17 protein-coding genes are annotated in these 20,051 nt (G+C 41.8%); 10 read left to right on the forward strand and 7 right to left on the reverse strand.

Features of this window, described 5'->3' with window-relative positions; genetic code table 11:
• Window positions 1–38: 38 nt before the first annotated feature.
• The 3 genes from BI198_RS08060 to BI198_RS08070 are packed head-to-tail and all read right to left on the reverse strand — an operon-like array spanning window position 39 to window position 5,285.
• On the reverse strand, window positions 39–1,172 hold the full coding sequence (locus BI198_RS08060; protein WP_070049088.1) for a CsiV family protein: 1,134 nt from the start codon (window positions 1,170–1,172) through the stop codon (window positions 39–41).
• The gene (mfd, locus tag BI198_RS08065; protein ID WP_070049089.1) at window positions 1,172–4,645 is read right to left on the reverse strand and encodes a transcription-repair coupling factor; all 3,474 of its coding nucleotides are present in this window, start codon (window positions 4,643–4,645) and stop codon (window positions 1,172–1,174) included. Before mfd ends, BI198_RS08060 begins: the two co-directional genes overlap by 1 nt.
• A 43-nt stretch (window positions 4,646–4,688) precedes the next feature.
• On the reverse strand, window positions 4,689–5,285 hold the full coding sequence (locus tag BI198_RS08070; RefSeq protein WP_070049090.1) for a PilZ domain-containing protein: 597 nt from the start codon (window positions 5,283–5,285) through the stop codon (window positions 4,689–4,691).
• Between the two features lie 45 nt (window positions 5,286–5,330).
• Here BI198_RS08070 and BI198_RS08075 point away from each other — a divergent pair, with 45 nt between their 5' ends.
• From BI198_RS08075 to BI198_RS08085, 3 genes are read left to right on the forward strand one after another with little or no spacing between them, the layout of a single operon-like run.
• A complete protein-coding gene (locus BI198_RS08075; RefSeq protein WP_235605284.1) occupies window positions 5,331–6,575 on the forward strand; it encodes a lipoprotein-releasing ABC transporter permease subunit in 1,245 nt (414 codons plus the stop codon).
• A complete protein-coding gene (gene lolD / locus BI198_RS08080; RefSeq protein WP_070049091.1) occupies window positions 6,568–7,251 on the forward strand; it encodes a lipoprotein-releasing ABC transporter ATP-binding protein LolD in 684 nt (227 codons plus the stop codon). Before BI198_RS08075 ends, lolD begins: the two co-directional genes overlap by 8 nt.
• Window positions 7,244–8,482, forward strand: a complete 1,239-nt coding sequence (locus BI198_RS08085; protein WP_070049092.1) for a lipoprotein-releasing ABC transporter permease subunit — start codon at window positions 7,244–7,246, stop codon at window positions 8,480–8,482. Before lolD ends, BI198_RS08085 begins: the two co-directional genes overlap by 8 nt.
• 67 nt (window positions 8,483–8,549) lie before the next feature.
• Here BI198_RS08085 and BI198_RS08090 read toward each other — a convergent pair whose 3' ends face one another.
• Window positions 8,550–9,074, reverse strand: a complete 525-nt coding sequence (locus BI198_RS08090; protein ID WP_070049093.1) for a DUF2062 domain-containing protein — start codon at window positions 9,072–9,074, stop codon at window positions 8,550–8,552.
• A 25-nt stretch (window positions 9,075–9,099) separates the two neighbouring features.
• Here BI198_RS08090 and BI198_RS08095 point away from each other — a divergent pair, with 25 nt between their 5' ends.
• Genes BI198_RS08095 through tcdA form a run of 7 tightly spaced genes read left to right on the forward strand, consistent with a single transcriptional unit; the run spans window position 9,100 to window position 16,739 of the window.
• Window positions 9,100–11,439, forward strand: a complete 2,340-nt coding sequence (locus BI198_RS08095) for a DNA internalization-related competence protein ComEC/Rec2 (RefSeq protein ID WP_074467413.1) — start codon at window positions 9,100–9,102, stop codon at window positions 11,437–11,439.
• Window positions 11,440–11,470: 31 nt separating this feature from the next.
• The gene (gene msbA, locus BI198_RS08100; RefSeq protein WP_070049095.1) at window positions 11,471–13,222 is read left to right on the forward strand and encodes a lipid A export permease/ATP-binding protein MsbA; all 1,752 of its coding nucleotides are present in this window, start codon (window positions 11,471–11,473) and stop codon (window positions 13,220–13,222) included.
• Window positions 13,223–13,253: 31 nt separating this feature from the next.
• The gene (lpxK, locus tag BI198_RS08105; protein ID WP_070049096.1) at window positions 13,254–14,228 is read left to right on the forward strand and encodes a tetraacyldisaccharide 4'-kinase; all 975 of its coding nucleotides are present in this window, start codon (window positions 13,254–13,256) and stop codon (window positions 14,226–14,228) included.
• Complete coding sequence (locus tag BI198_RS08110) at window positions 14,218–14,415, forward strand: Trm112 family protein (protein WP_070049097.1); 198 nt, start codon at window positions 14,218–14,220, stop codon at window positions 14,413–14,415. The genes lpxK and BI198_RS08110 overlap by 11 nt, the downstream gene beginning before the upstream one ends.
• Window positions 14,403–15,155 carry a 3-deoxy-manno-octulosonate cytidylyltransferase gene (gene kdsB / locus BI198_RS08115; RefSeq protein WP_070049098.1) on the forward strand — a complete coding sequence of 251 codons (753 nt, stop codon included), beginning with the start codon at window positions 14,403–14,405 and terminating at the stop codon, window positions 15,153–15,155. The genes BI198_RS08110 and kdsB overlap by 13 nt, the downstream gene beginning before the upstream one ends.
• Window positions 15,156–15,157: 2 nt before the next feature.
• Window positions 15,158–15,925, forward strand: a complete 768-nt coding sequence (locus tag BI198_RS08120; RefSeq protein WP_070049099.1) for a pseudouridine synthase — start codon at window positions 15,158–15,160, stop codon at window positions 15,923–15,925.
• 22 nt (window positions 15,926–15,947) lie between these two features.
• Window positions 15,948–16,739 carry a tRNA cyclic N6-threonylcarbamoyladenosine(37) synthase TcdA gene (gene tcdA, locus BI198_RS08125; protein ID WP_070049100.1) on the forward strand — a complete coding sequence of 264 codons (792 nt, stop codon included), beginning with the start codon at window positions 15,948–15,950 and terminating at the stop codon, window positions 16,737–16,739.
• Between the two features lie 15 nt (window positions 16,740–16,754).
• Here the strand turns inward: tcdA and BI198_RS08130 are convergent, their stop codons facing one another.
• The 3 genes from BI198_RS08130 to gltA form a co-directional block, all read right to left on the reverse strand.
• Window positions 16,755–17,198: a SufE family protein gene (locus tag BI198_RS08130; protein ID WP_070049101.1), complete on the reverse strand. Its 444-nt coding sequence runs from the start codon at window positions 17,196–17,198 to the stop codon at window positions 16,755–16,757.
• Complete coding sequence (locus BI198_RS08135) at window positions 17,195–18,412, reverse strand: aminotransferase class V-fold PLP-dependent enzyme (protein ID WP_070049102.1); 1,218 nt, start codon at window positions 18,410–18,412, stop codon at window positions 17,195–17,197. The genes BI198_RS08130 and BI198_RS08135 overlap by 4 nt, the downstream gene beginning before the upstream one ends.
• A 133-nt stretch (window positions 18,413–18,545) precedes the next feature.
• Entirely contained in the window at window positions 18,546–19,829 is a 1,284-nt protein-coding gene (gltA, locus tag BI198_RS08140; protein ID WP_070049103.1) for a citrate synthase, read from the reverse strand.
• Window positions 19,830–20,051 lie beyond the last annotated feature (222 nt).

A 20,051-nucleotide genomic window follows, 5' to 3' on the forward strand; every position in this document is an offset into this window, starting at 1 on the left:
AATTTATTTTTTCGCTTAGCTATGATTGCTTAACAAGCTTATTCAGGCAGGGTATCGGTAATATTTAGATTAGGATCATAGCGGCGAATTTGTAAGATAATGCCTAAATACGGGTGATCAAGATAATGTATTTCGCCACTGATCACTCGCCGGCTTTGTTTTACATACACCGTTTTTAGGCTATCTGCACTGGGAACCCGCAAATTGAACTCGGTATTTACAAACAGATAATGATCTAAATGCAGTTTAAATAAACCGTCTAATTGCCAAGTATTATCCGGCACTTTTAAACCCAGTTGGCGTTCGGTAAATTGGCCATTGCTATCTTGACTCTCATTACTGTCGTTTACAGCAACCGCCGTTGGCGGCAATTGCGGGTTAGCATTTAGTTGCGCCAGTAATTGTTCAATATTGTTGATGATATCAGTTTGATTAGCATCAAGGACTATCGAGCTATCGGTCGTAACCAGACCAGGCACTAGTGGCGAGTTAGTCAACGGCAAAGCAGTGGATTGCTTGGGTTGGCCCCAATAATCAAACTTATCGCTTAAATTATTGCCGGCATACCAATGACTAGCGATTGCTCGGCGTTGCGTAACAGGCACTTGCCGCCAAGCAGTGTGCAGTAAAACCTTTTTATCGGCTTGGCGTTGCAGTCTTGTTGTTATATCAGTTAACTGTAATCCATCAGCAGCGACTAAGTAGGGTTGATTTACATGCTCACCCCGGCCCGTAATGACAGCAGGGATGTACTTTGGCATAACAAGTTGATTATCAACATAACGGGTTTGCATTACATTACGTTGCAGCCAGGGTTTAGTTTGTGGCTCAAACACACATAAGGTTTTGAATTGATAATAATGCGCGGGATTAATGTGCAGTTGTGCCTGTAAGGTTCGTTCATATTTTAAAGCATCAGGCGCTGAACATAGCGGTAGCGATTCAAGTATTGGCGTAATATTGGGCTGATATAAAGGCGTTACCAGGTCAATACTTCGGCCAGGACGGATAGGCTTAACCGGTTTATCAAATTGTTCGTGAATATCGGTTGCCGGTGTTTGACTAAAGATAATGACTTCAACTTCAAACCAGCGTTGATCTTGTTCTTGTGCTTGAGCATAGGCGCTAAGCAGCAAGCAGCATATAGTGCCTAAAGTGGCGAGTTTAAACATTAAGACACCCTATTTTTAGTAAAGTCTGCCAACATATTTTCAATTAAGCTAAGTCGGTCTGCAATATCAATGGTGGCAATAGCAAAACGTAACTTTTGGCCACCTTCGAGTTTAAATATCCGTGATTGTTTTTGGATCAACTCAATAATAAAACTTGGCGATACCTGGGTTTTTTCACTAAATTCAACCATACCGCCTTTATTATTGGCTTCAATGCGTTTAATGCCCAATTGTTGTGCCTGTAATTTAAATTCAGATAATTTAACTAAGTTTTTAGCTGCATCAGGCAGTAAGCCAAAGCGATCGATTAACTCTACTTGAATGTCATCTAACTCATCGATTGATTTCACCGAAGCGAGTTTTTTATAACAAGAAAGCCGTAAGTTTACATCAGGAATGTAACTATCGGGTAGTAAAGCAGGAATGCGCAGTTCAATTTCGGTTTGCTGGCTTAGCATTAACTCTAAGCTTGGCTCTTTGCCTTGCTTTAACGCATTAACGGCTTGCTCTAGCATATCCATATATAAGGTAAAACCAATCGATTCAATTTGACCACTTTGCTCATCACCCAGTAACTCACCGGCACCACGAATTTCTAAATCGTGGCTTGCTAAGGCAAAACCGGCGCCTAAGTCTTCTAAACTTTCAATAGCATCTAAACGCTTTTCAGCATCTTTACTTAAGCGCTTTTTCGATGGAATTAATAAGTAGGCGTAAGCTTGGTGATGCGAACGACCGACACGACCGCGCAATTGGTGTAACTGGGCTAAACCAAATTTATCTGCGCGATGAATAATAATGGTATTGGCTGTAGGTACATCGATACCGGTTTCAATAATGGTGGAGCATAATAGGACGTTAAAGCGCTGATGATAAAAATCAGCCATAATACTTTCCAACTCACGCTCGCGCATTTGGCCATGGGCAATAGCAATTCGGGCTTCTGGTAATAATTCGGTTAACGCTTGCGCTTGTTGATTTATGGTCGCAACGTCGTTATGTAAAAAATACACTTGGCCACCACGTGAAATTTCGCGCATTATTGCTTCACGGATCAGGGCGATATCGTTTTCTCTTACAAAGGTTTTTACCGCTAACCGCCGCGCCGGTGGCGTGGCAATAATCGATAAGTCGCGCATACCCGCCATCGACATATTTAAGGTCCGTGGGATAGGTGTGGCAGTAAGGGTTAAAATATCAATATCCGCGCGTAAGGCCTTAATTTTTTCTTTTTGTCTCACGCCAAAGCGGTGTTCTTCATCGACAATTAACAAGCCTAAATCATGTAACTTAATATCGTCTTGTAATAATTTATGGGTGCCTATTAAGATGTCTACTTTACCGTTACTGACATCTTCTAAAATCGCTTTTTGCTGTTTAGTGCTAATAAAGCGCGATAAAACTTCAACCCGCACCGGCCAGTTGGCAAAGCGATCGCTAAAGTTTTCAAAGTGCTGCTGCGCTAATAGGGTGGTAGGCACTAATATCGCTACTTGCTTACCATCATTGACCGAAACAAAAGCCGCACGCATCGCCACTTCAGTTTTACCAAAACCAACATCACCACAGACTAAGCGGTCCATAGGTTGTGGGGTTTGCATATCGCGTAATACGGCATCAATGCTGTCTTGCTGATCGGCGGTTTCTTCAAACGGAAAACTTTGTGCAAAAGCGGCATATTGTTGCTGGTCAATGGTAAAAGCATAGCCTTTATGTGCAGCACGTTGTGCATACACGTCTAACAACTCTGCAGCGACATCGCGTACTTTTTCTGCCGCTTTTCGCCGAGACTTTTCCCAGTTTTCGCTGCCAAGTTTATGTAAAGGCGCATTGTCGCCATCACCACCGCTATAGCGGCTTAATAAATGTAATCCGGTTACCGGCACATATAATTTACTACTACCCGCATATTCAATGGCAACAAACTCAGCACTAATACCGGCTGCATCGATTAACTGTAAACCTTGAAAGCGACCAATACCATGCTGTATATGTACAATAGGTTGGCCAATGGATAACTCGGCTAGGTTACGAATAACCGTATCAGAAGATATCTGTTGACTACGTTTACGCCGTCGACGCTGGCTAATTTTTTGGCCAAACAATTCATTTTCACTTACCAGCGCCAGCGGCTTAGGCTGGGTGATAAAGCTACCTTGCTCTAACGCGCCAACAACAATACCTAAGTCTGCATCTGATTGATAAAATTCGGCAAAGCTAGCAAATTGGCTAATACGTATAGCCGCTTTTTGTAACAACTGCAGTAAGCTTTCACGCCGACCTTCGCTTTCAACAAAAAATAATAATCGGCCTTTTTGTTTTTTTAACTGCACTATGTACTGTTGTACTGCCTGCAGCGGTTCTTTTTGTTGGTGATTAACCGCTAAATCGGGCAGAGTTTGGCTGAACATATTGCCTTGCCCAGCTTTTTTAGCTAACTCGGCCTGGCTTAGTTTAATTCGCGCATAGTGTTTAAATTGGCCAAATAGTTGGTCAATGCTTAAATATAATTGCTGCGGGGTTAAAATGGGCCGTAATACATCATGAGCTCTGTCGTCATAACGGCGTTTTAATTCATGCCAAAATCTATCAGCACTATGCTCAATATCACCTAACAATAAACAACGGCTTTGCTGTGGCAGAAAGTCAAATAAGGTTGCGGTTTGCTCGGCAAATAATGGTAAGTAGTACTCGATACCAGAGGGTAATAAGCCTTGGCTGACTTGTTGATACAATGATTCTTTCTCACTGCGTGAACTAAAGAGTTCGCGATAGCGCAAGCGAAAGCGCTCTATAGCAGCTTTATCGGTTGGGAATTCATGCGCGGGTAATAGTTCTATGTTATCTACTATGTCTAAACTACGCTGATTATCTGGATCAAAAGTGCGAATGCCATCAACTTCATTATCAAAAAAATCTATGCGAAAAGGCGCCGTTGCACCCATAGGATATAGATCTAAAATAGAGCCACGAGCTGAAAACTCGCCGTGCTCCATCACTTGATCAACGCTGTGATAGCCGACTTCAGTTAATTGGCGTTTTAATTGATCTAAGTCGGTTATTTGGTTTTTTTTGATAATAAAACTATGTTGCTCTAAATACTGGCGCTCTGTAATACGCAGCAACAATGTACTTACTGGCACGATAACCACACCTTGGCTTAAGCGTGGTAATTGATATAAGGTTTTTAAGCGCTGGGAAATAATATCTTGATGTGGTGAAAATACATCGTAGGGCAAGGTTTCCCAATCGGGGAGGGTTAACACCGGTATATCTATATTATCGTGAAATACGGTTAACTCTTGTTCTAAGCGTAATGCCGTTGGGGTATCGGGCACTACAACTAAATAAAATCCGGGCTGATTTTTAACTAAACTGGCAATGGCTAAAGGCAAACTTGCACCTTGTAAATTGCCCCAATTTAGCTGATCACTAGCTGATTTCAGCTGTGGTAATGACGAAGTGAAATCCATTAAAAAACTAAACCTTAAATAGTAAAAAAAGTACTAAAAAGCACTAAGATGACGACAGTTGGCGTTGCTCAGCGTGTTGTTTTAATAATTTTGATTGCTGGTGCAAACTTGCCCGCACAATAAGTTCACGATCTTGTTCTCTAATACGGGTGAAAACAACTTTTATTTGCCAATTATCAGCAACTTGCTGACAACTTAATACCTGACCAAAACAAAAAACGGCGCCTTCGTTATTGGGTAAGAATAGTCTAATTTCAACCGCTTGTAGCACGGGTAATGGACTTTGAGCTAGGTAACAACAGCCACTGCCGCCATAATGTAAACTATAAAAGCGTTGCTCAGCAATATCTTGTTGGCGCAAAACATATTGTAATAATAAATCCATTTTTTTAGCTTGCTGCTGCAGATAATTAGCCAGTTCTTCTGCCAGTTCACCTAGTCGATTAAGGGAGCGTAGTGCAGACATATTTAATTCACTACTTTGTGAGCTAAGCAAAAAAGCTTCCGGTATAGCGTTTTCTAACTGTGCTATATCGGGTAAAGCCTCAGTAATAGGCTGAATATTAATATTAATACGGTGTTCAACGCTAAAATAATCCTGATAGCGTGTGTCTAATTCGGCTAATGTTAGCTCACTCATAATGTTACCTTTGCAACCTGCTTGTCACGACAGGTATTTGTCTCTATGATCGACGCCACTTTATCATCTAACGTGGGCATTGTCCTGAAAATTAGGATGCAGTTACCAGTCAGTTTATGGATAGGCTTGCGCTATAGCCAAAGCCGCAAAGGCAATGCCTTTATTTCCTTTATTAGTCTTTTTTCTATCGCCGGAATTTTTCTTGGCGTGATGGCGCTAACTATTGTCAGTTCGGTAATGAATGGCTTTGAAGGCGACTTGAAAAAACGTATCTTAGGCGTAATCCCGCATATTATTGTTGAAGCAGATAACGATAATCTAGCGTGGCAACAAAAGCTTGCCGCCGATAACTCGGTATTACAACTTAGTCCTTTTTTGCAAACCGAAGCTTTAGTTCAAGCACCAAGACAATTAACCGGTGTTGTGATGCAAGGCGTCACGATAGATGCGCTGCCTAGCTTTATGCAGCATGCATTAATGCAGGGCAGTTGGCAGCAATTTGCATCACAGCGTTATGCTGTAGTGCTTGGCCGCGGATTAGCCGAGCAGTTAAATGTCTCAGTAGGTGCTCAAGTAAGATTAATGCTGGCCAATGCCGGTAGTTATACACCTATGGGTTGGGTACCTCGGCAACGTTTATTTACCGTTACCGGCATTTTAGATACCGGATCGGATGTGGATCGGGTTATCGTAGTAACAGGCTTAGCTGATTTACAGCGTTTATTATCGCAACCTGACACCACGGCATGGCGTATTACTTTAGCTGATCCTTTTACGGCACCTTTATTATCGGCAAAATTAGCCCAAGATCCCAGCTTAAAAGTCACTGATTGGCGACAAAGTCATGGCAAATTATTTGCCGCAGTAGCCATGGAAAAAGGCATGATGTGGTTAATGTTATTGCTGATAGTGGCCGTAGCGGCATTTAATATTGTCTCTGCTTTGGTAATGATGGTCACCGACAAACAAGCTGAAATTGCCATTTTAAAAACCTTGGGTATGACCGATAAGCAATTATTCAATATTTTTGCCATGCAAGGTATTAGTAATGGCGTTGTTGGCGCGATTTCTGGTGCTATAGCCGGTATCTTACTCAGTTGGCAGCTAAATAACATACTGAGTGTTTTGGGTTTACATATCAGTTCAGTGGCGGTGTTGCCAATTGATATTCAACTGCAACAAATCTTATTAATTTTATTAAGCGCCGTCATGCTGACGTTGCTGGCAGTATGGTATCCAGCAAGAAAAGCAGTACGTGTTAATCCAGCGGAAATTTTACGTGATGAATAAAGTATTAACTGCACAGCAGATAAGCAAAAGTTACCGTGATGGCTTGCAGCAAGTTAAAGTATTACAAGGTGTTGACTTAACCGTTAACAGCGGTGAAATGTTAGCCATAGTGGGCAGCTCTGGCTCAGGTAAAAGCACCTTATTACATATACTGGGCAGTCTAGACTTAGCTGATAGCGGCTCGGTGCAGTTATTAGGCGAAGATATTGCCAAGATGACCAGTAAACGTAAAGCTCAGCTGCGCAATCAACAGTTGGGCTTTATATACCAGTTTCATCATTTGTTAATGGACTTTACAGCTCTAGAAAACGTGGCTATGCCGTTGCTCATTAATGGTATAAGCAAACAATTAGCTAATGAAAAAGCCTTAGCCATACTACAACGTGTCGGTTTAGAGCAACGAGCTAGCCATAAACCGGCTGAGTTAAGCGGTGGAGAGCGGCAACGTGTGGCGATTGCGCGAGCGTTAGTGGCCGAGCCGGCCTTAGTGCTAGCCGATGAGCCTACCGGTAATTTAGATCAGCATACTGCAGAAAGCATTTATCAATTATTGCGTGAGCTAAATCAACAATCAAATACCAGCTTTATTATTGTTACCCACGATTTAACCTTAGCTAAAAAATTAGATAAGTATTATTTGATGCGAGAGGGAAGTTTGGAGCTGGGTCATGGTTAAACTGGCTTGGCAGTTTGCCCGACGCTATCGCTCTAACAAACAAACCAGTGGTTTTATTCGTTTTATTTCTGCCAGCTCTACCTTAGGTATTGCGCTGGGAGTGGCTATTTTAATTGTCGCTTTGTCGGTGATGAATGGTTTTGAGCAAGCGTTAAAGCAGCGCTTGTTGTCAGTGATCCCGCATGTAGAATTAGAGGCTGTTAGTGAAAGTATTTCTGACTGGCAAGTTAAATTAACCGATTTAAGTCAAACCGAAGGCGTTGAAGCGGGCGCGCCTTATATCAAAACCAACGGCATGCTACGCCAAGGTTTGGCCGTTAAAGCGGCAGAAGTGCGTGGCATAGCTTTAGATTACGAGCAGCGCATAAGTGATTTTGCTGATTATGTTATTGCCGGCCAGTTAAAGAAATTATCCGCCACCGATATTGTGTTAGGTAAAGGTATAGCTGATGCTTTAGAGGTGAAAGTGGGGGATAGCGTACAGTTATTATTACCCACATTAGCCGAGGATGGTCGTTTGGCTAGCTATAGCAATGTCGCACTCACCGTTAGTGCCGTTATTGCTATCGGTGGTCAGTTAGATTACAGCCAAGCTTGGCTTGATATAGACGCGTTAGCCCAATTATTGCATTACCCAGAAGCAACAGTGCAAGGCTTTGCATTTCGGTTAAACGATATTTTTGCAGCTCCTGAAATGGCGCGCGAGTTAGGCCGACGGTCGAATGATTATGTGTACTTGTTAGATTGGTTTCGCAGTCAAGGTCATGTTTATCAAGATATTCAAATGGTGCGGACTATTTTGTATCTGGTGCTAGCGCTGGTGATTGCCGTGGCGTGTTTTAATATCGTAGCAACTCTGGTTATGGCAGTGCGTGAAAAGCAAAGTGATATTGCCATTTTACTGACAATGGGTATGCCACAGCGCAGTATTATATTGATATTTATTTGTTTAGGTTGGTTAAACGGTTTAATAGGAACGATATTAGGCGGCATTATTGGTGTGCTACTGGCAACTAATATTGAACTCATTTTCGCTGGGATCAGCACGGTATTAGGTCATGCTATTTTAGACCCTAGCATTTATTTTGTTAATTTTGTGCCGTCTGTGCTGCAGTTAGAAGATGTCGTTATTACCTGTTTAGTGGCATTATTAATGAGTTTAATAGCGACGTTTTACCCTGCACTACGCGCCAGTAAAGTACAACCAGCAATGGTGTTAGGCCAAAAGTAACGGTTTAATGCCAAGCGTTTGCTGGCAGCGAAATTGTTATATTGAACCTGGGTTTTGAACTTAGTACCTAGTATTTAGGATTACGTTTTAACTTACGCTTAGTTTGGGCTTTTCTTACCGACAAGCGCCACAACCAATCAATACCAAAATATCCGACAATCGCTGAAAAAATTCCCATCAATAAACAGCCAACCATAAATGGTTTGCCAATAGTGGCAATACTATGCTGCAACCATTGCCAACTGGCTTCAAACGCAAAATGCTCTACTGGAGTTTGCAGTACGATAGTGCCAATAACATAGCTAAGATAAAATAAAAACGGCATGGTAAAAGGATTAGTAAGCCAGACTAACGCCACAGATAACGGTAAATTAACCCGTAACGGGATAGCCACGGCCGCAGAGGCGACCATTTGAAATGGGATTGGCATCCAAGCAAAAAATAACCCCACAGCAAAAGCGCCGCGAGCTGACTTACGGTTCAAATGCCATAAATTACCATCATGCAATAAGCTACCAAACAACTTTAATATCTTTTGTTGCTTGATTTTTTCTGGAGATGGTAGATATTTCTTAATAAAGTTCTTTGCCATTACAACCTATTCACAAAAAATGAACATGACGTTATTTTGCCTGGGTGTACTTGCTGCAAGCCTATTGTCGTTATTTCTGCCAATAGTGCCACCTCTTTTTACACTATTTATGTTAGTGCCAATATTGCTGTGTGCGATTTGGCGGCGGATCTATTTTATTGTTGGCGCAATAGTATTTATTAGTCTTTGGTTGCTACAGACTAATCAGTATTATACGACACAATTGCAGCTTGTAGCATCGTCAAATATTAGTAGTGTAATTATCGGTTCTTCTACTGGTACTAACGGCACTTTTAAAAGCAGCAGCACCAGTACCATTACTGGCACGATTATCGAAGCACCAAAGTCATACCTAGATTATAGTCAAATTTTATTGCTGCTAGACGAGGGACCGGGTAAAGGGTATCGCGTACGTTTAAATTGGCCTGCTGCGCCATTAAATTTAGACTCAGGACAGCGTTGGCAATTGCAGGCTCGTCTTAAGCCTATTGCTGGCGTTGCTAACCCGGGCAGTATTAATCGTGAAAGTCATGCCATGTTACAGCGCGTGCTATTACAAGGCACAGTATCTACGCCATTAACGGCGAAAATGTTATCAAGTCAGTTTATGCTAAGGCCTTATCTTATCAAGCAACTGACCCAAGCAACAAGTGAACTTGCTACCGCTCCGCTATTATTAGCGTTAACTGTCGGCGAACGGCAGTTTAATCAACAATTATGGCAAGGTTTGCAGTTATCAGCTTTAACTCACTTAATGGCAATTTCAGGATTGCATATTGGTTTGGTTTTTATTTGGTGTTTGTGGTTACTTAAGCGGGTAGTGACCATCGATAATGTTTCAACACGGCTTATTGTTCATTACAGTTTAGCTTTTATTTACGCCTTGTTGTATGCCTGGCTTGCTGGTTTTGCAATTCCGACTATCAGAGCCAGTGTGGCGTTATTAGTATTGGTCATATGTAAAATACAGCGTCGCTCGTTTTCTTATTTACAGTACTGGTTAATCATTGTCGCTAGTTTGTTGTTAATTGAGCCGTTTTTTGTCATCAGTATTGGTTTTTGGTTGTCGATTCTGGCAGTAGCTATCATTTTCTTATTGCTATGGCAGCAACCAAAAATAGCGCTAGGTTGGCGTAGCAAATTACTCTTATTTTTCCGATTTCATCTTTATTTAACCCTGATAATGTCACTGTTGAGTGTGGTGTTTTTTAATGGCAGTTCGCTACTAGCTTTGGTATCAAATTTAATTTTTGTACCTTTTGCTAGTTTGTTGGCAATTCCGATATTATTTATAACCTTACTAGCAGAATTATTACAGTTACCTTTTGCTACGAGTTTATGGCACTTAACCGATTGGATATTTACGCCATTATTAATCTGGCTGCAATGGTGTAGTCAGCAACACAGTTGGTGGGCTTGGCCTAGTGTAAATGGGTTTACCATATTAGTACTCGTGTTAGCCTTAACCCTGTTATGGCTAACACGTTCGCGGCTAGCCATGTTATTGACTGTTTTTGCCAGCGCTGTGATTGCGATTAGTTTGTTTAGCGCCTCGCCTTGGCGGTTGCATGTCATAGATGTTGGTCAGGGCTTAGCGGTGTTAATTCAAAAGGGGCAGCAGGGCATTTTATATGATGTTGGACCCCGTTATAACAATTACAGCGCAACGGCGGCGCAAGTGCTGCCTTTTATTCGACAGACAGGCATTCGCCAACTTGATTATATGGTGTTAAGCCATAACGATAGCGATCACACCGGTGATTGGCGTTTATTACAGCAACAATATCCTCAGCTCCAGTTAATTAGCAATATAGCTGATAATGATATTTCTGATAATGATAATGCTGTTAACTCAACATTAGCCTGCGATAATATTGGTTTTGATTATCACGGCGCTGACATTCAATTATTTAGTCTTTCTAATACCATTGTCAGTAGTAAAAACGACAGCTCTTGTATTATGTTGTTGGATATAGCCGGTTGGCGTATTTTATTGCCCGGCGATATATCGGCACGAGGCGAACGTTTATTACTGTCCAGATATCCAGAGCTAACAGCTGATATCGTACTATTAGCGCACCACGGTAGTGCCAATTCAAGTGACTATGCTTTTTTGCATCGGTTAGCGCCGCAGTTAGCTTTAAATAGTGCTAGTTTATATAACCGCCATCAGCATCCCGCAACTGCTGTACGCCAGCGCCTAACAATGTTGGGCATACCGTTGCTGAATACAGCAACCAGTGGCGCGATAAGTTTAGATATCAGGCCAAATAACGTACAAGTTTGGCCATTTAGGCAACAAAGATTGCCTTACTGGCAGCAAAAGCCGCATTCAAATGCTGAAACCTTGGCTGCAACACGTTAGAATAAACAAAAAATACAGGTAGGATGACCCTTTGACGCCTTCTCCTAATTTAAAGCAACGCAGTTTTAGCCGTTTGCTGTCTTATATTAAACCTTATCGATTGGGCTTTATAGCCGCTGCTATCGGTATGATTGGTTATGCTTTGGTTGATGTTTACTTTATTTCTCAGCTTAAAGATTTTATTGATATTGGTATTAATCAAAAAAATACTGATTATCTGCGCTATGCACCGATTTTTATTATCGTTATTTTTATTATGCGCGGTGTGTTTAATTTTATGGCCAGTTATTGTTTAAACTGGGTGGGGACGCATGTTGTTCAAGAAATGCGCCAGCAATTGTTTCGCCATTTAATGCATTTACCGGTGAGTTTTCATGATCAACATTCAACCGGTGATTTAATTTCAAAAATTACATATAACACCGAACAAATCAAACAAACCACATCCCGTGCTTTAGCAGTGTTAATTCGTGAAGGGGTGTTTGTATTTGGTTTATTAGTGCTGATGTTTTGGAATAGCTGGCAGTTGTCGTCAATATTTTTACTTATTGCACCGGTTATTGCGGTGATAGTCCGTTTTGTATCTAAACGGTTTCAGTTACTCAGTAAAAATATCCAAAGTGCTATGGGTGAGGTGACAACTTGTTCGGAGCAAATGTTAAATGGTCATAAAGTTATTTTAGCTTTTGGCGGCCAAGAAATAGAAAATAATCGATTTTTCGCAATAAATAATTTAACCCGCCGCCAAGATGTAAAAATGGAAGCTACACGCGCTATTAGTGTGTCATCAATCCAAATCATAGCCTCATTTGCCTTAGCCTTTGTTATTTATATGGCCAGTTTTCCCGAGATGTTAGATAGCTTAACTGCAGGTAAATTTACCACTATTGTTGGTTCTATGATGATGCTGTTACGGCCGCTAAAACAATTAACTACCATCAATAGTGAATTTCAGCGCGGATTAATTGCTGCAGATAGTGTTTTTCAAGTGTTAGATCAGCCAGCAGAACAAGACACAGGTACCCATGTCTTAACCGATATTAAAGGTGAAATATGCTTTGATAAAGTTAACTTTGCTTACCCTGGACATGAGAATCAGGTGCTGCATGATGTCAGCTTTACCGCTCCCGCGGGTAAAACGATTGCCATTGTAGGCCGGTCTGGTAGTGGCAAAACCACCATTTCCAGTTTGTTACCGCGTTTCTATGATGTGTTTGATGGCGATATTAGCTTAGATGGCATTCCGATTAAAAGCTGTACCTTAGCCTCATTACGCCAACAAATGGCGGTAGTATCGCAACATGTCACCTTATTTAATGACAGTATCGCGAATAATATTACCTACGGTTTTACTGAGCCGGTATCAGCAGAAAAATTGCAAGAAGTCGCTGAAAAAGCCCATGTTTTAGAATTCACATCAACCTTAAAAGATGGCTTAGATACCATGATTGGTGAAAATGGCGTCAGTTTGTCGGGTGGTCAACGCCAGAGGATTGCCATTGCTCGGGCGTTACTGCGTGAAGCGCCTATTTTAATTTTAGATGAAGCGACGTCTGCTTTAGATACCGAGTCAGAGCGAAAAATTCAGTCGGCTTTAAATGAACTGCTAAAAAACCGCACGAGTATTGTTATTGCTCATCGTTTATCAACGATTGAAAATGCCGATAGCATATTAGTGATGGAACAAGGCCGGATTGTTGAGCAGGGTAATCATCAAAGTTTACTCGAGCAAGACGGGGCTTATGCACAGCTATATAAATTACAATTTGGTACAGAACAATAGCGCTAATAGATAAACACTACTGGACAGAAAAGTGAACTGGATAGAGAAATGTTGGTACGGTAAAAGTCGATTGGTCTGGTTGTTAATGCCGTTTGCTTGGTTGTATAGCCTGATAACCGCTATTAGGCGTGCCTTATTTCGACTGGGTATTAAGCAACAACATCGGTTACCGGTGCCAGTTATTATTGTCGGTAATATTAGTGTTGGTGGTACCGGTAAAACCCCCTTTACTTTAATGTTATGTCAGTTATTGCAAAGCCAAGGCTGGCGTCCGGGTATAGTGAGTCGTGGTTATGGAGCACAGATAGTTAAACCACGCTTAGTAACAGTCAATGCCAATGCTATTGATGTCGGTGACGAACCGTTATTGTTAGCCCAGCGTAGTGGTTGCCCTGTGGTGGTGTATCCTAATCGGGTGCAGGCGGCAGAATATTTATTACAGCAAACGGATGTTGATATTATTATCAGCGATGATGGTTTGCAGCATTATGCGTTACAACGTGATGTGGAAATAGTGTTAGTCGATGGGTTACGTGGCTTAGGTAATGAGCAATTGTTGCCAGCAGGCCCATTGCGAGAAAAACGCTGGCGGTTAGCGCAAGCAGATCTGGTAATTAGCAATAGTCAGGCTTTACCTTATGCTGATGGCGTTATGGATATTATACCCAGTGCGGCAAAGGCGTTAAACTCTGAGCGAACTCTTGAGCCTAGCTCAGTTACGCTAGTGGCAGCAATAGGCAATCCGACACGTTTTGCTAACACAGTACAGCAAGCTGGCTTTAGTATTTTACAGCAACATTATTTTGTTGATCATCATCAGTTTACGCCGGCAGACTTTGCTAATATTTCAACACCGATATTAATGACCGAAAAAGATGCGGTAAAATGTCGCGCTTTTGCCAAAAATGATTGGTTTAGTTTAGGTGTCAATGCCCAGTTAGATGCGGCAGCCACAACAAAACTTAGCACCCTTTTAACTCAATTACGGAGCACTTATGGCACTTAAATTAGCCTTAACCGATATTTTGGCTTGTCCAGTATGTAAAGGAAAACTTAAATACGACAAAACCACTGCCCAGTTAATTTGCTTGGCAGACAAATTGGCTTATCCTATTCGGGAAAATATACCGGTGTTAATAGCTGATGAAGCCGTGCAATTAAGCAGCGAAGAGGTTGAACAATGGCGTTCGTAGTCATTATTCCAGCGCGTTATGCTAGTAGTCGTTTGCCCGGCAAACCCTTAGCAGACATTGCGGGGAAATCTATGATTGAACGGGTATACCAGCAAGCAAAGCTCAGTGGTGCTAGCCAGGTAGTCGTGGCAACAGACGATGCCCGAATAGAAGCCGAAGTGCTTCGCTTTGGTGGTGATGTATGCTTAACATCCATTGCCCATAATTCTGGCACCGAGCGTTTGGCTGAAGTTGTTACTCGCTTAAATCTTGCTCCAGACACGGTGGTGGTAAATGTGCAAGGCGATGAGCCTTTTATTCCTCCGAGTATTATTAAGCAAGTAGCCACCAATTTAGCCAACCAAACTAAAGCCAATATGGCGACGTTAGCGGTACCGGTACACAGTATTGAGGATGTGAATAATCCAAATATGGTTAAAGTGGTCTGTGATCAACAAGGTTACGCATTATATTTTAGTCGCTGTGCCATTCCGTTTGATCGAGATAAAGCCTTTACCGAGCAAATGGATTCGATATATCGGCGTCATATCGGCATTTATGCTTATAGAGCGGAGTTTATTCACCGTTATGTGCAATGGCCAGCATCGGCGTTAGAGCAAATTGAAAGCTTGGAGCAATTAAGAGTGCTGTGGCAAGGCGAGGCTATTCATGTTGCTACCGCACTTGAAACACCTGCAGTCGGAGTGGACACGGCGGCGGATTTAGCGGCAGCGTGTCAATACGCCCAAGGGTTAGTGTAGACATGGCAGCTTTTCGCTTAGTCGCGACGACAGAGCACTTTGTGTTGTTAAATAAAGCGCCGGGAATTAGTTTTCATTCTGAGGATGGCCCAGGGTTAGTGGTATTAGCCGAACAACAATTGCAAATGAAGCTCTTTGCCGTGCATCGGTTAGATAAGGTCACGTCGGGCTTAATAATATTAGCCCGCAGTGCACTGGCCGCAGCAGAGTTAACCCGATTATTTAGCCAACAACAAATTGAAAAGTATTATTTAGCCTTAAGTTTAGATAAACCGTTAAAAAAACAAGGCTGGATAAAGGGTGATATGGTGTTGGGCCGTCGATCAAGCTGGAAACTATTGCAAACCATGCATCATCCAGCCATCAGTTATTTTATTAGCCAAGGCTTTAGCGACTTACCGTTTAGACTATTTTTAATTAAACCTTTTACCGGTAAAACCCATCAAATCCGGGTGGCTTTAAAAAGTGTGTCCGCGCCGATAGCTGGGGATACCTTATATCAAGCAGAAGCTGAATCTCGAGTGTATTTACATGCTTATGCATTAACCTTTAGCTTATTTGACCAGCATTATGCTTATGTTTGCCCCCCCGATGAGGGCGAACGCTTTGCCCAATTATCTTCAGTTAATGCTTTGCAACCATGGGCCGAACCATGGGCGTTAGATTGGCCCAGCTATAGCCAGAGACAAGCCACAAAAAGCACTGCTAAAACAGATATTAAAAGCAATCTAACCGGTAAATCTGCCGTTAATACAAAATCGGTAAGTTAACGCCTTAGTAGAGTAGGGAATTATGTCAGATTATTTATTACGTTTTGCCGGTATTGGTCGCTTATATGGTCAGCAAGCCTTAGAAGTCTTTCAACAGGCTCATGTGGTCGTTATTGGTATTGGCGGTGTGGGTAGCTGGGCGGCAGAAGCATTAGCCCGCTCTGGCATTGGTGAAATTACCCTAATAGATTTAGATGATGTTTGTGTTAGTAACATTAATCGTCAATTACATGCCTTAACGAGTACGGTAGGTCAGGATAAAGTGGCGGTTATGGCAGAGCGTATTTTAGCCATAAACCCTGACTGCAAAGTGCATCAAATAGCCGACTTTATTGCCCCTGACAATATGCCGACCTTGATACCGGCGAATGTTAGTTATGTATTAGATGCGATAGATGCGGTGAAAGCTAAAGTGGCATTAATCGCTTATTGTAAACGTAATAAAATACCGCTTATCACTACAGGTGGCGCGGGGGGGCAGTTAGACCCGACCCAAATTCAATTGGCCGACTTAAGCCAAGCCTTTAATGATCCATTATTAGCTAAAGTACGCAATGCGCTTAGGCGCGATCATAACTTCACCCGTAATACTAAACGTCGGTTTGGTGTGGACTGTGTGTTTTCGACTGAACAATTAAAATATCCGCAAGCCGATGGCAGTGTTTGTCAGCAAAAACCTGAAATGACTGGCAGTATGCGGTTAGATTGCAGTGGTGGTTTTGGTGCGGTGTCGGTGGTAACAGCCAGCTTTGGACTGGCTGCGGTTTCAAAATTGTTGCTTAAACTGAATAAGGCCGTAAAAGTTAGCACATAAAATAAAAAGACTGGGCTATTTTACACAGCTTTTAATGTGATTAATCATAGCGGTTAACCCATTACCGCGTGATTGACTTAAATACGGTTTTAAATTTAGCTGCTCAAACTGATGACTTAAATCAAAATTGGTCAGTTCAGCAGTAGACATGCCATTGACTAAACATAACATTATGGCCATTAAGCCTTTGACAATACGGGCTTCGCTATCTAATACAAAGAAGTGTTTATTGTTTGCTTTATCATGATAATGCAGCAACCAAGCTCGGCTTTCGCAGCCTTTTACTAATAAATCCGCTTGTTTCATTTTCTCTGGCAGTGCTGGAAGCTTTCTGCCCAACTGCATCAGCACTCGGTAACGGCTTTGCCAGTCTTTAGTTTGGCTGATGACAGGTAAATCTAATTGTTTAATTTCTTCAAGTCCAGCCTGAGTATCTGCTAATAGTTTTTCTAATTTCATGCAGTTAATATCTCCACGGCTTGCTCCAACGCGAGCAAGCACTGGTTTACATCGTCCAGCGTATTGTAGGCGGCAAACGAGCATCGTACCGCTCCTCGCTGCTGGATGTAGCTAAATAAAGGCATGGCACAATGTTGGCCAGCACGAACGGCAATGTGTTGTTGATTAAGTAAATCAGCTACATCAGAATGATGTTCACCAATTATATTAAATGCCACTATGCCAGCATTATGCACAGGGCTAGATAAAAGGTCTATGCCTTTTATTGCACTTAAACCGCTATAGAAATGTTTTAATAACAATAATTTATGTTTTTGCATTTCAACTATGTTAAATTTTTGCAACCAGTTAATGGCGGCGGATAAGCCAATAACCCCCGCTATATTGGGGGTGCCGGCTTCTAAACGAAACGGTAGTTGATTAAAAGTTGTGTTAACAAAGCTGACTTGGTCAATCATTTCACCACCGGCAAAAATGGGCGTTAATTCAGTTAATCGATCAAACTTGCCATATAAAACACCAATGCCGGTAGGCCCGTACAATTTGTGACCGGAAAAAACGTAGAAATCACAATCTAATTGCTGCATATCGGGTTGTTCATAAACAATACCTTGAGCGCCATCAATAACCGTAATCGCACCTACTAATTTTGCCTGGGCAATCATCTGCTTTACCGGTTGAATATGGCCTAACACATTTGATATTTGGCAAAAACTGACCACTTTAGGCTTAAGCTTTAGTAATTGGTTATAAGCGTCTAGGTCAAGTTGATTATCTTTTGTTAATGGCACGACATCAATAATCACGCCATGACGTTGGCAATGTAACTGCCATGGCACAATATTGGCGTGGTGTTCTAATTGGGTCAGTAGAATACGGTCGCCAGGCTGCAACACTGTGTGCATTAAACCAAAGGCAATTTGATTGAGTGCGGCTGTGGCACCACTACAAAAAATTATTTCTGCTGCTTGCTTGGCGTTAATATATTGGGCAACATCGGCTCTGGCTTGCTCATAACGCGTTGTTGCCTGCTGACTAAGGCTATGGGCACCACGATGAACATTACTATTTTGTTGTTGATAGAACAGAGTAATAGCGTCAATAACGGCGGTAGGTTTATGCATAGTGGCAGCATTATCTAAATAGACCCAGCTCGGTTGCTGAGTAAAAAAAGCAAATTGCTGACGAAATGACTGCACATCAAAGCAAGACATAAATAGCAGAACTCTATAGAGAAGTATGAGGCGATTTTGCCTGTTTTACTGCGCAGGCGCAAATATATGCAGACGATAGGCTTATTAAATTGGCAAAAAAAAGCGGCCTTAGCCGCTTTTCGGTTTTTGGCTATTATCGCTTATCTATGTTGATAAAATCACGGCTAGTATAGCCAGTATATAGCTGACGTGGACGACCAATTTTATGGCCTTTTTCACCCAGCATTTCGTCCCAATGTGCGATCCAACCTACAGTGCGAGACATAGCAAAAATTACCGTAAACATACTGGTTGGAATACCAATTGCTTTTAAGATAATACCGCTATAAAAGTCGACGTTAGGGTAGAGCTTTTTCTCAATAAAGTATTCGTCTTCAAGCGCTATGCGCTCTAATTCCATCGCTACATCGAGTAAAGGATCTTTAATATTTAATTCTTTAAGCACTTCATGGCAAGTATCACGCATGACTTTAGCACGTGGGTCAAAGTTTTTGTATACACGGTGACCAAAGCCCATTAGACGGAACGAATCGTCTTTATCTTTAGCGCGGTCAACGTATTCTGGGATACGGTCAACTGAACCAATCTCTTGTAACATCTTCAAGCAAGCTTCATTAGCGCCACCATGTGCAGGACCCCATAGCGATGCAACGCCAGCAGCGATACAAGCATAAGGGTTAGCGCCAGAAGAGCCGGCTAAACGCACAGTAGAAGTAGACGCATTTTGCTCGTGATCAGCATGTAACATAAAGATCTTATCCATTGCCTTAGCTAGGATAGGATTAACTTGATACTCTTCCGCTGGCACAGAGAACAGCATGTGTAAGAAGTTTTCTGAGAAGCTTAAATCATTACGTGGATGGACAAATGGCTGACCCACAGTGTACTTATATGCCATAGCCGATAAAGTCGGCATTTTAGCAATTAAACGATGAGCACTACGTTTACGTTGTGCCGGATCGTTAATATCTAAATCAGAGTGATAAAAAGATGACATTGCACCAACAACACCACATAGCATTGCCATAGGGTGGGCATCAACACGGAAACCTTGGAAAAACGCTGCTATTTTTTCATGCACCATAGTATGGCGAGTAATGGTGGTTTTAAATTCCTGATATTGCTCTTTATTAGGTAATTCACCTTCAAGCAATAAAAAACAAAGCTCTAAATAATCTGAATGGTCTGCTAATTGCTCAATCGGATAACCACCATGTAGCAACATACCTTGGTCGCCATCAATATAAGTGATCTTTGATTCACATGAACCAGTAGACATAAAACCGGGATCGAATGTGAAGTAACCGTGTTGACCCAAGGCGCGAACATCAATTACGTCAGTGCCGGCGGTGCCAGAATACACTGGCAACTCAAACGATTTCCCATCAACCTGCACGACGGCCTTTTTATCTGCCATTGGATTTCTCCTATTGTTGTAGTATCGGATTAAAGGAATTATTTACGATGGCCGCTATTCTACCTGTAAATGCCCCCCATAAGTCAATTTTAATCAGATTTTGCTTAATAAGTATCCGACTCTAGTATTATTGCTCTAGCGCTAATAATATGTAATCGTCGAAAAGTACATTGTTACAAGTAAAACCAAACTAAAATTGTAATAATGGCCAGTGAAATATAT

The organism is Rheinheimera salexigens (assembly GCF_001752395.1).
Taxonomy (GTDB): Bacteria; Pseudomonadota; Gammaproteobacteria; order Enterobacterales; family Alteromonadaceae; genus Alishewanella; species Alishewanella salexigens.

Excerpts from the sequence above, each read along its gene's own strand:
- lolD (WP_070049091.1), top strand. The coding sequence starts at position 6,568 with ATGAATAAAGTATTAACTGCACAGCAGATAAGCAAAAGTTACCGTGAT.
- BI198_RS08095 (WP_074467413.1), top strand. The coding sequence starts at position 9,100 with ATGACGTTATTTTGCCTGGGTGTACTTGCTGCAAGCCTATTGTCGTTA.
- BI198_RS08085 (WP_070049092.1), top strand. The coding sequence starts at position 7,244 with ATGGTTAAACTGGCTTGGCAGTTTGCCCGACGCTATCGCTCTAACAAA.
- BI198_RS08075 (WP_235605284.1), top strand. The coding sequence starts at position 5,331 with ATGATCGACGCCACTTTATCATCTAACGTGGGCATTGTCCTGAAAATT.
- gltA (WP_070049103.1), bottom strand. The coding sequence starts at position 19,829 with ATGGCAGATAAAAAGGCCGTCGTGCAGGTTGATGGGAAATCGTTTGAG.
- mfd (WP_070049089.1), bottom strand. The coding sequence starts at position 4,645 with ATGGATTTCACTTCGTCATTACCACAGCTGAAATCAGCTAGTGATCAG.
- BI198_RS08135 (WP_070049102.1), bottom strand. The coding sequence starts at position 18,412 with ATGTCTTGCTTTGATGTGCAGTCATTTCGTCAGCAATTTGCTTTTTTT.
- BI198_RS08130 (WP_070049101.1), bottom strand. The coding sequence starts at position 17,198 with ATGAAATTAGAAAAACTATTAGCAGATACTCAGGCTGGACTTGAAGAA.
- BI198_RS08070 (WP_070049090.1), bottom strand. The coding sequence starts at position 5,285 with ATGAGTGAGCTAACATTAGCCGAATTAGACACACGCTATCAGGATTAT.
- BI198_RS08120 (WP_070049099.1), top strand. The coding sequence starts at position 15,158 with ATGGCAGCTTTTCGCTTAGTCGCGACGACAGAGCACTTTGTGTTGTTA.
- BI198_RS08110 (WP_070049097.1), top strand. The coding sequence starts at position 14,218 with ATGGCACTTAAATTAGCCTTAACCGATATTTTGGCTTGTCCAGTATGT.
- BI198_RS08090 (WP_070049093.1), bottom strand. The coding sequence starts at position 9,074 with ATGGCAAAGAACTTTATTAAGAAATATCTACCATCTCCAGAAAAAATC.
- kdsB (WP_070049098.1), top strand. The coding sequence starts at position 14,403 with ATGGCGTTCGTAGTCATTATTCCAGCGCGTTATGCTAGTAGTCGTTTG.
- tcdA (WP_070049100.1), top strand. The coding sequence starts at position 15,948 with ATGTCAGATTATTTATTACGTTTTGCCGGTATTGGTCGCTTATATGGT.
- BI198_RS08060 (WP_070049088.1), bottom strand. The coding sequence starts at position 1,172 with ATGTTTAAACTCGCCACTTTAGGCACTATATGCTGCTTGCTGCTTAGC.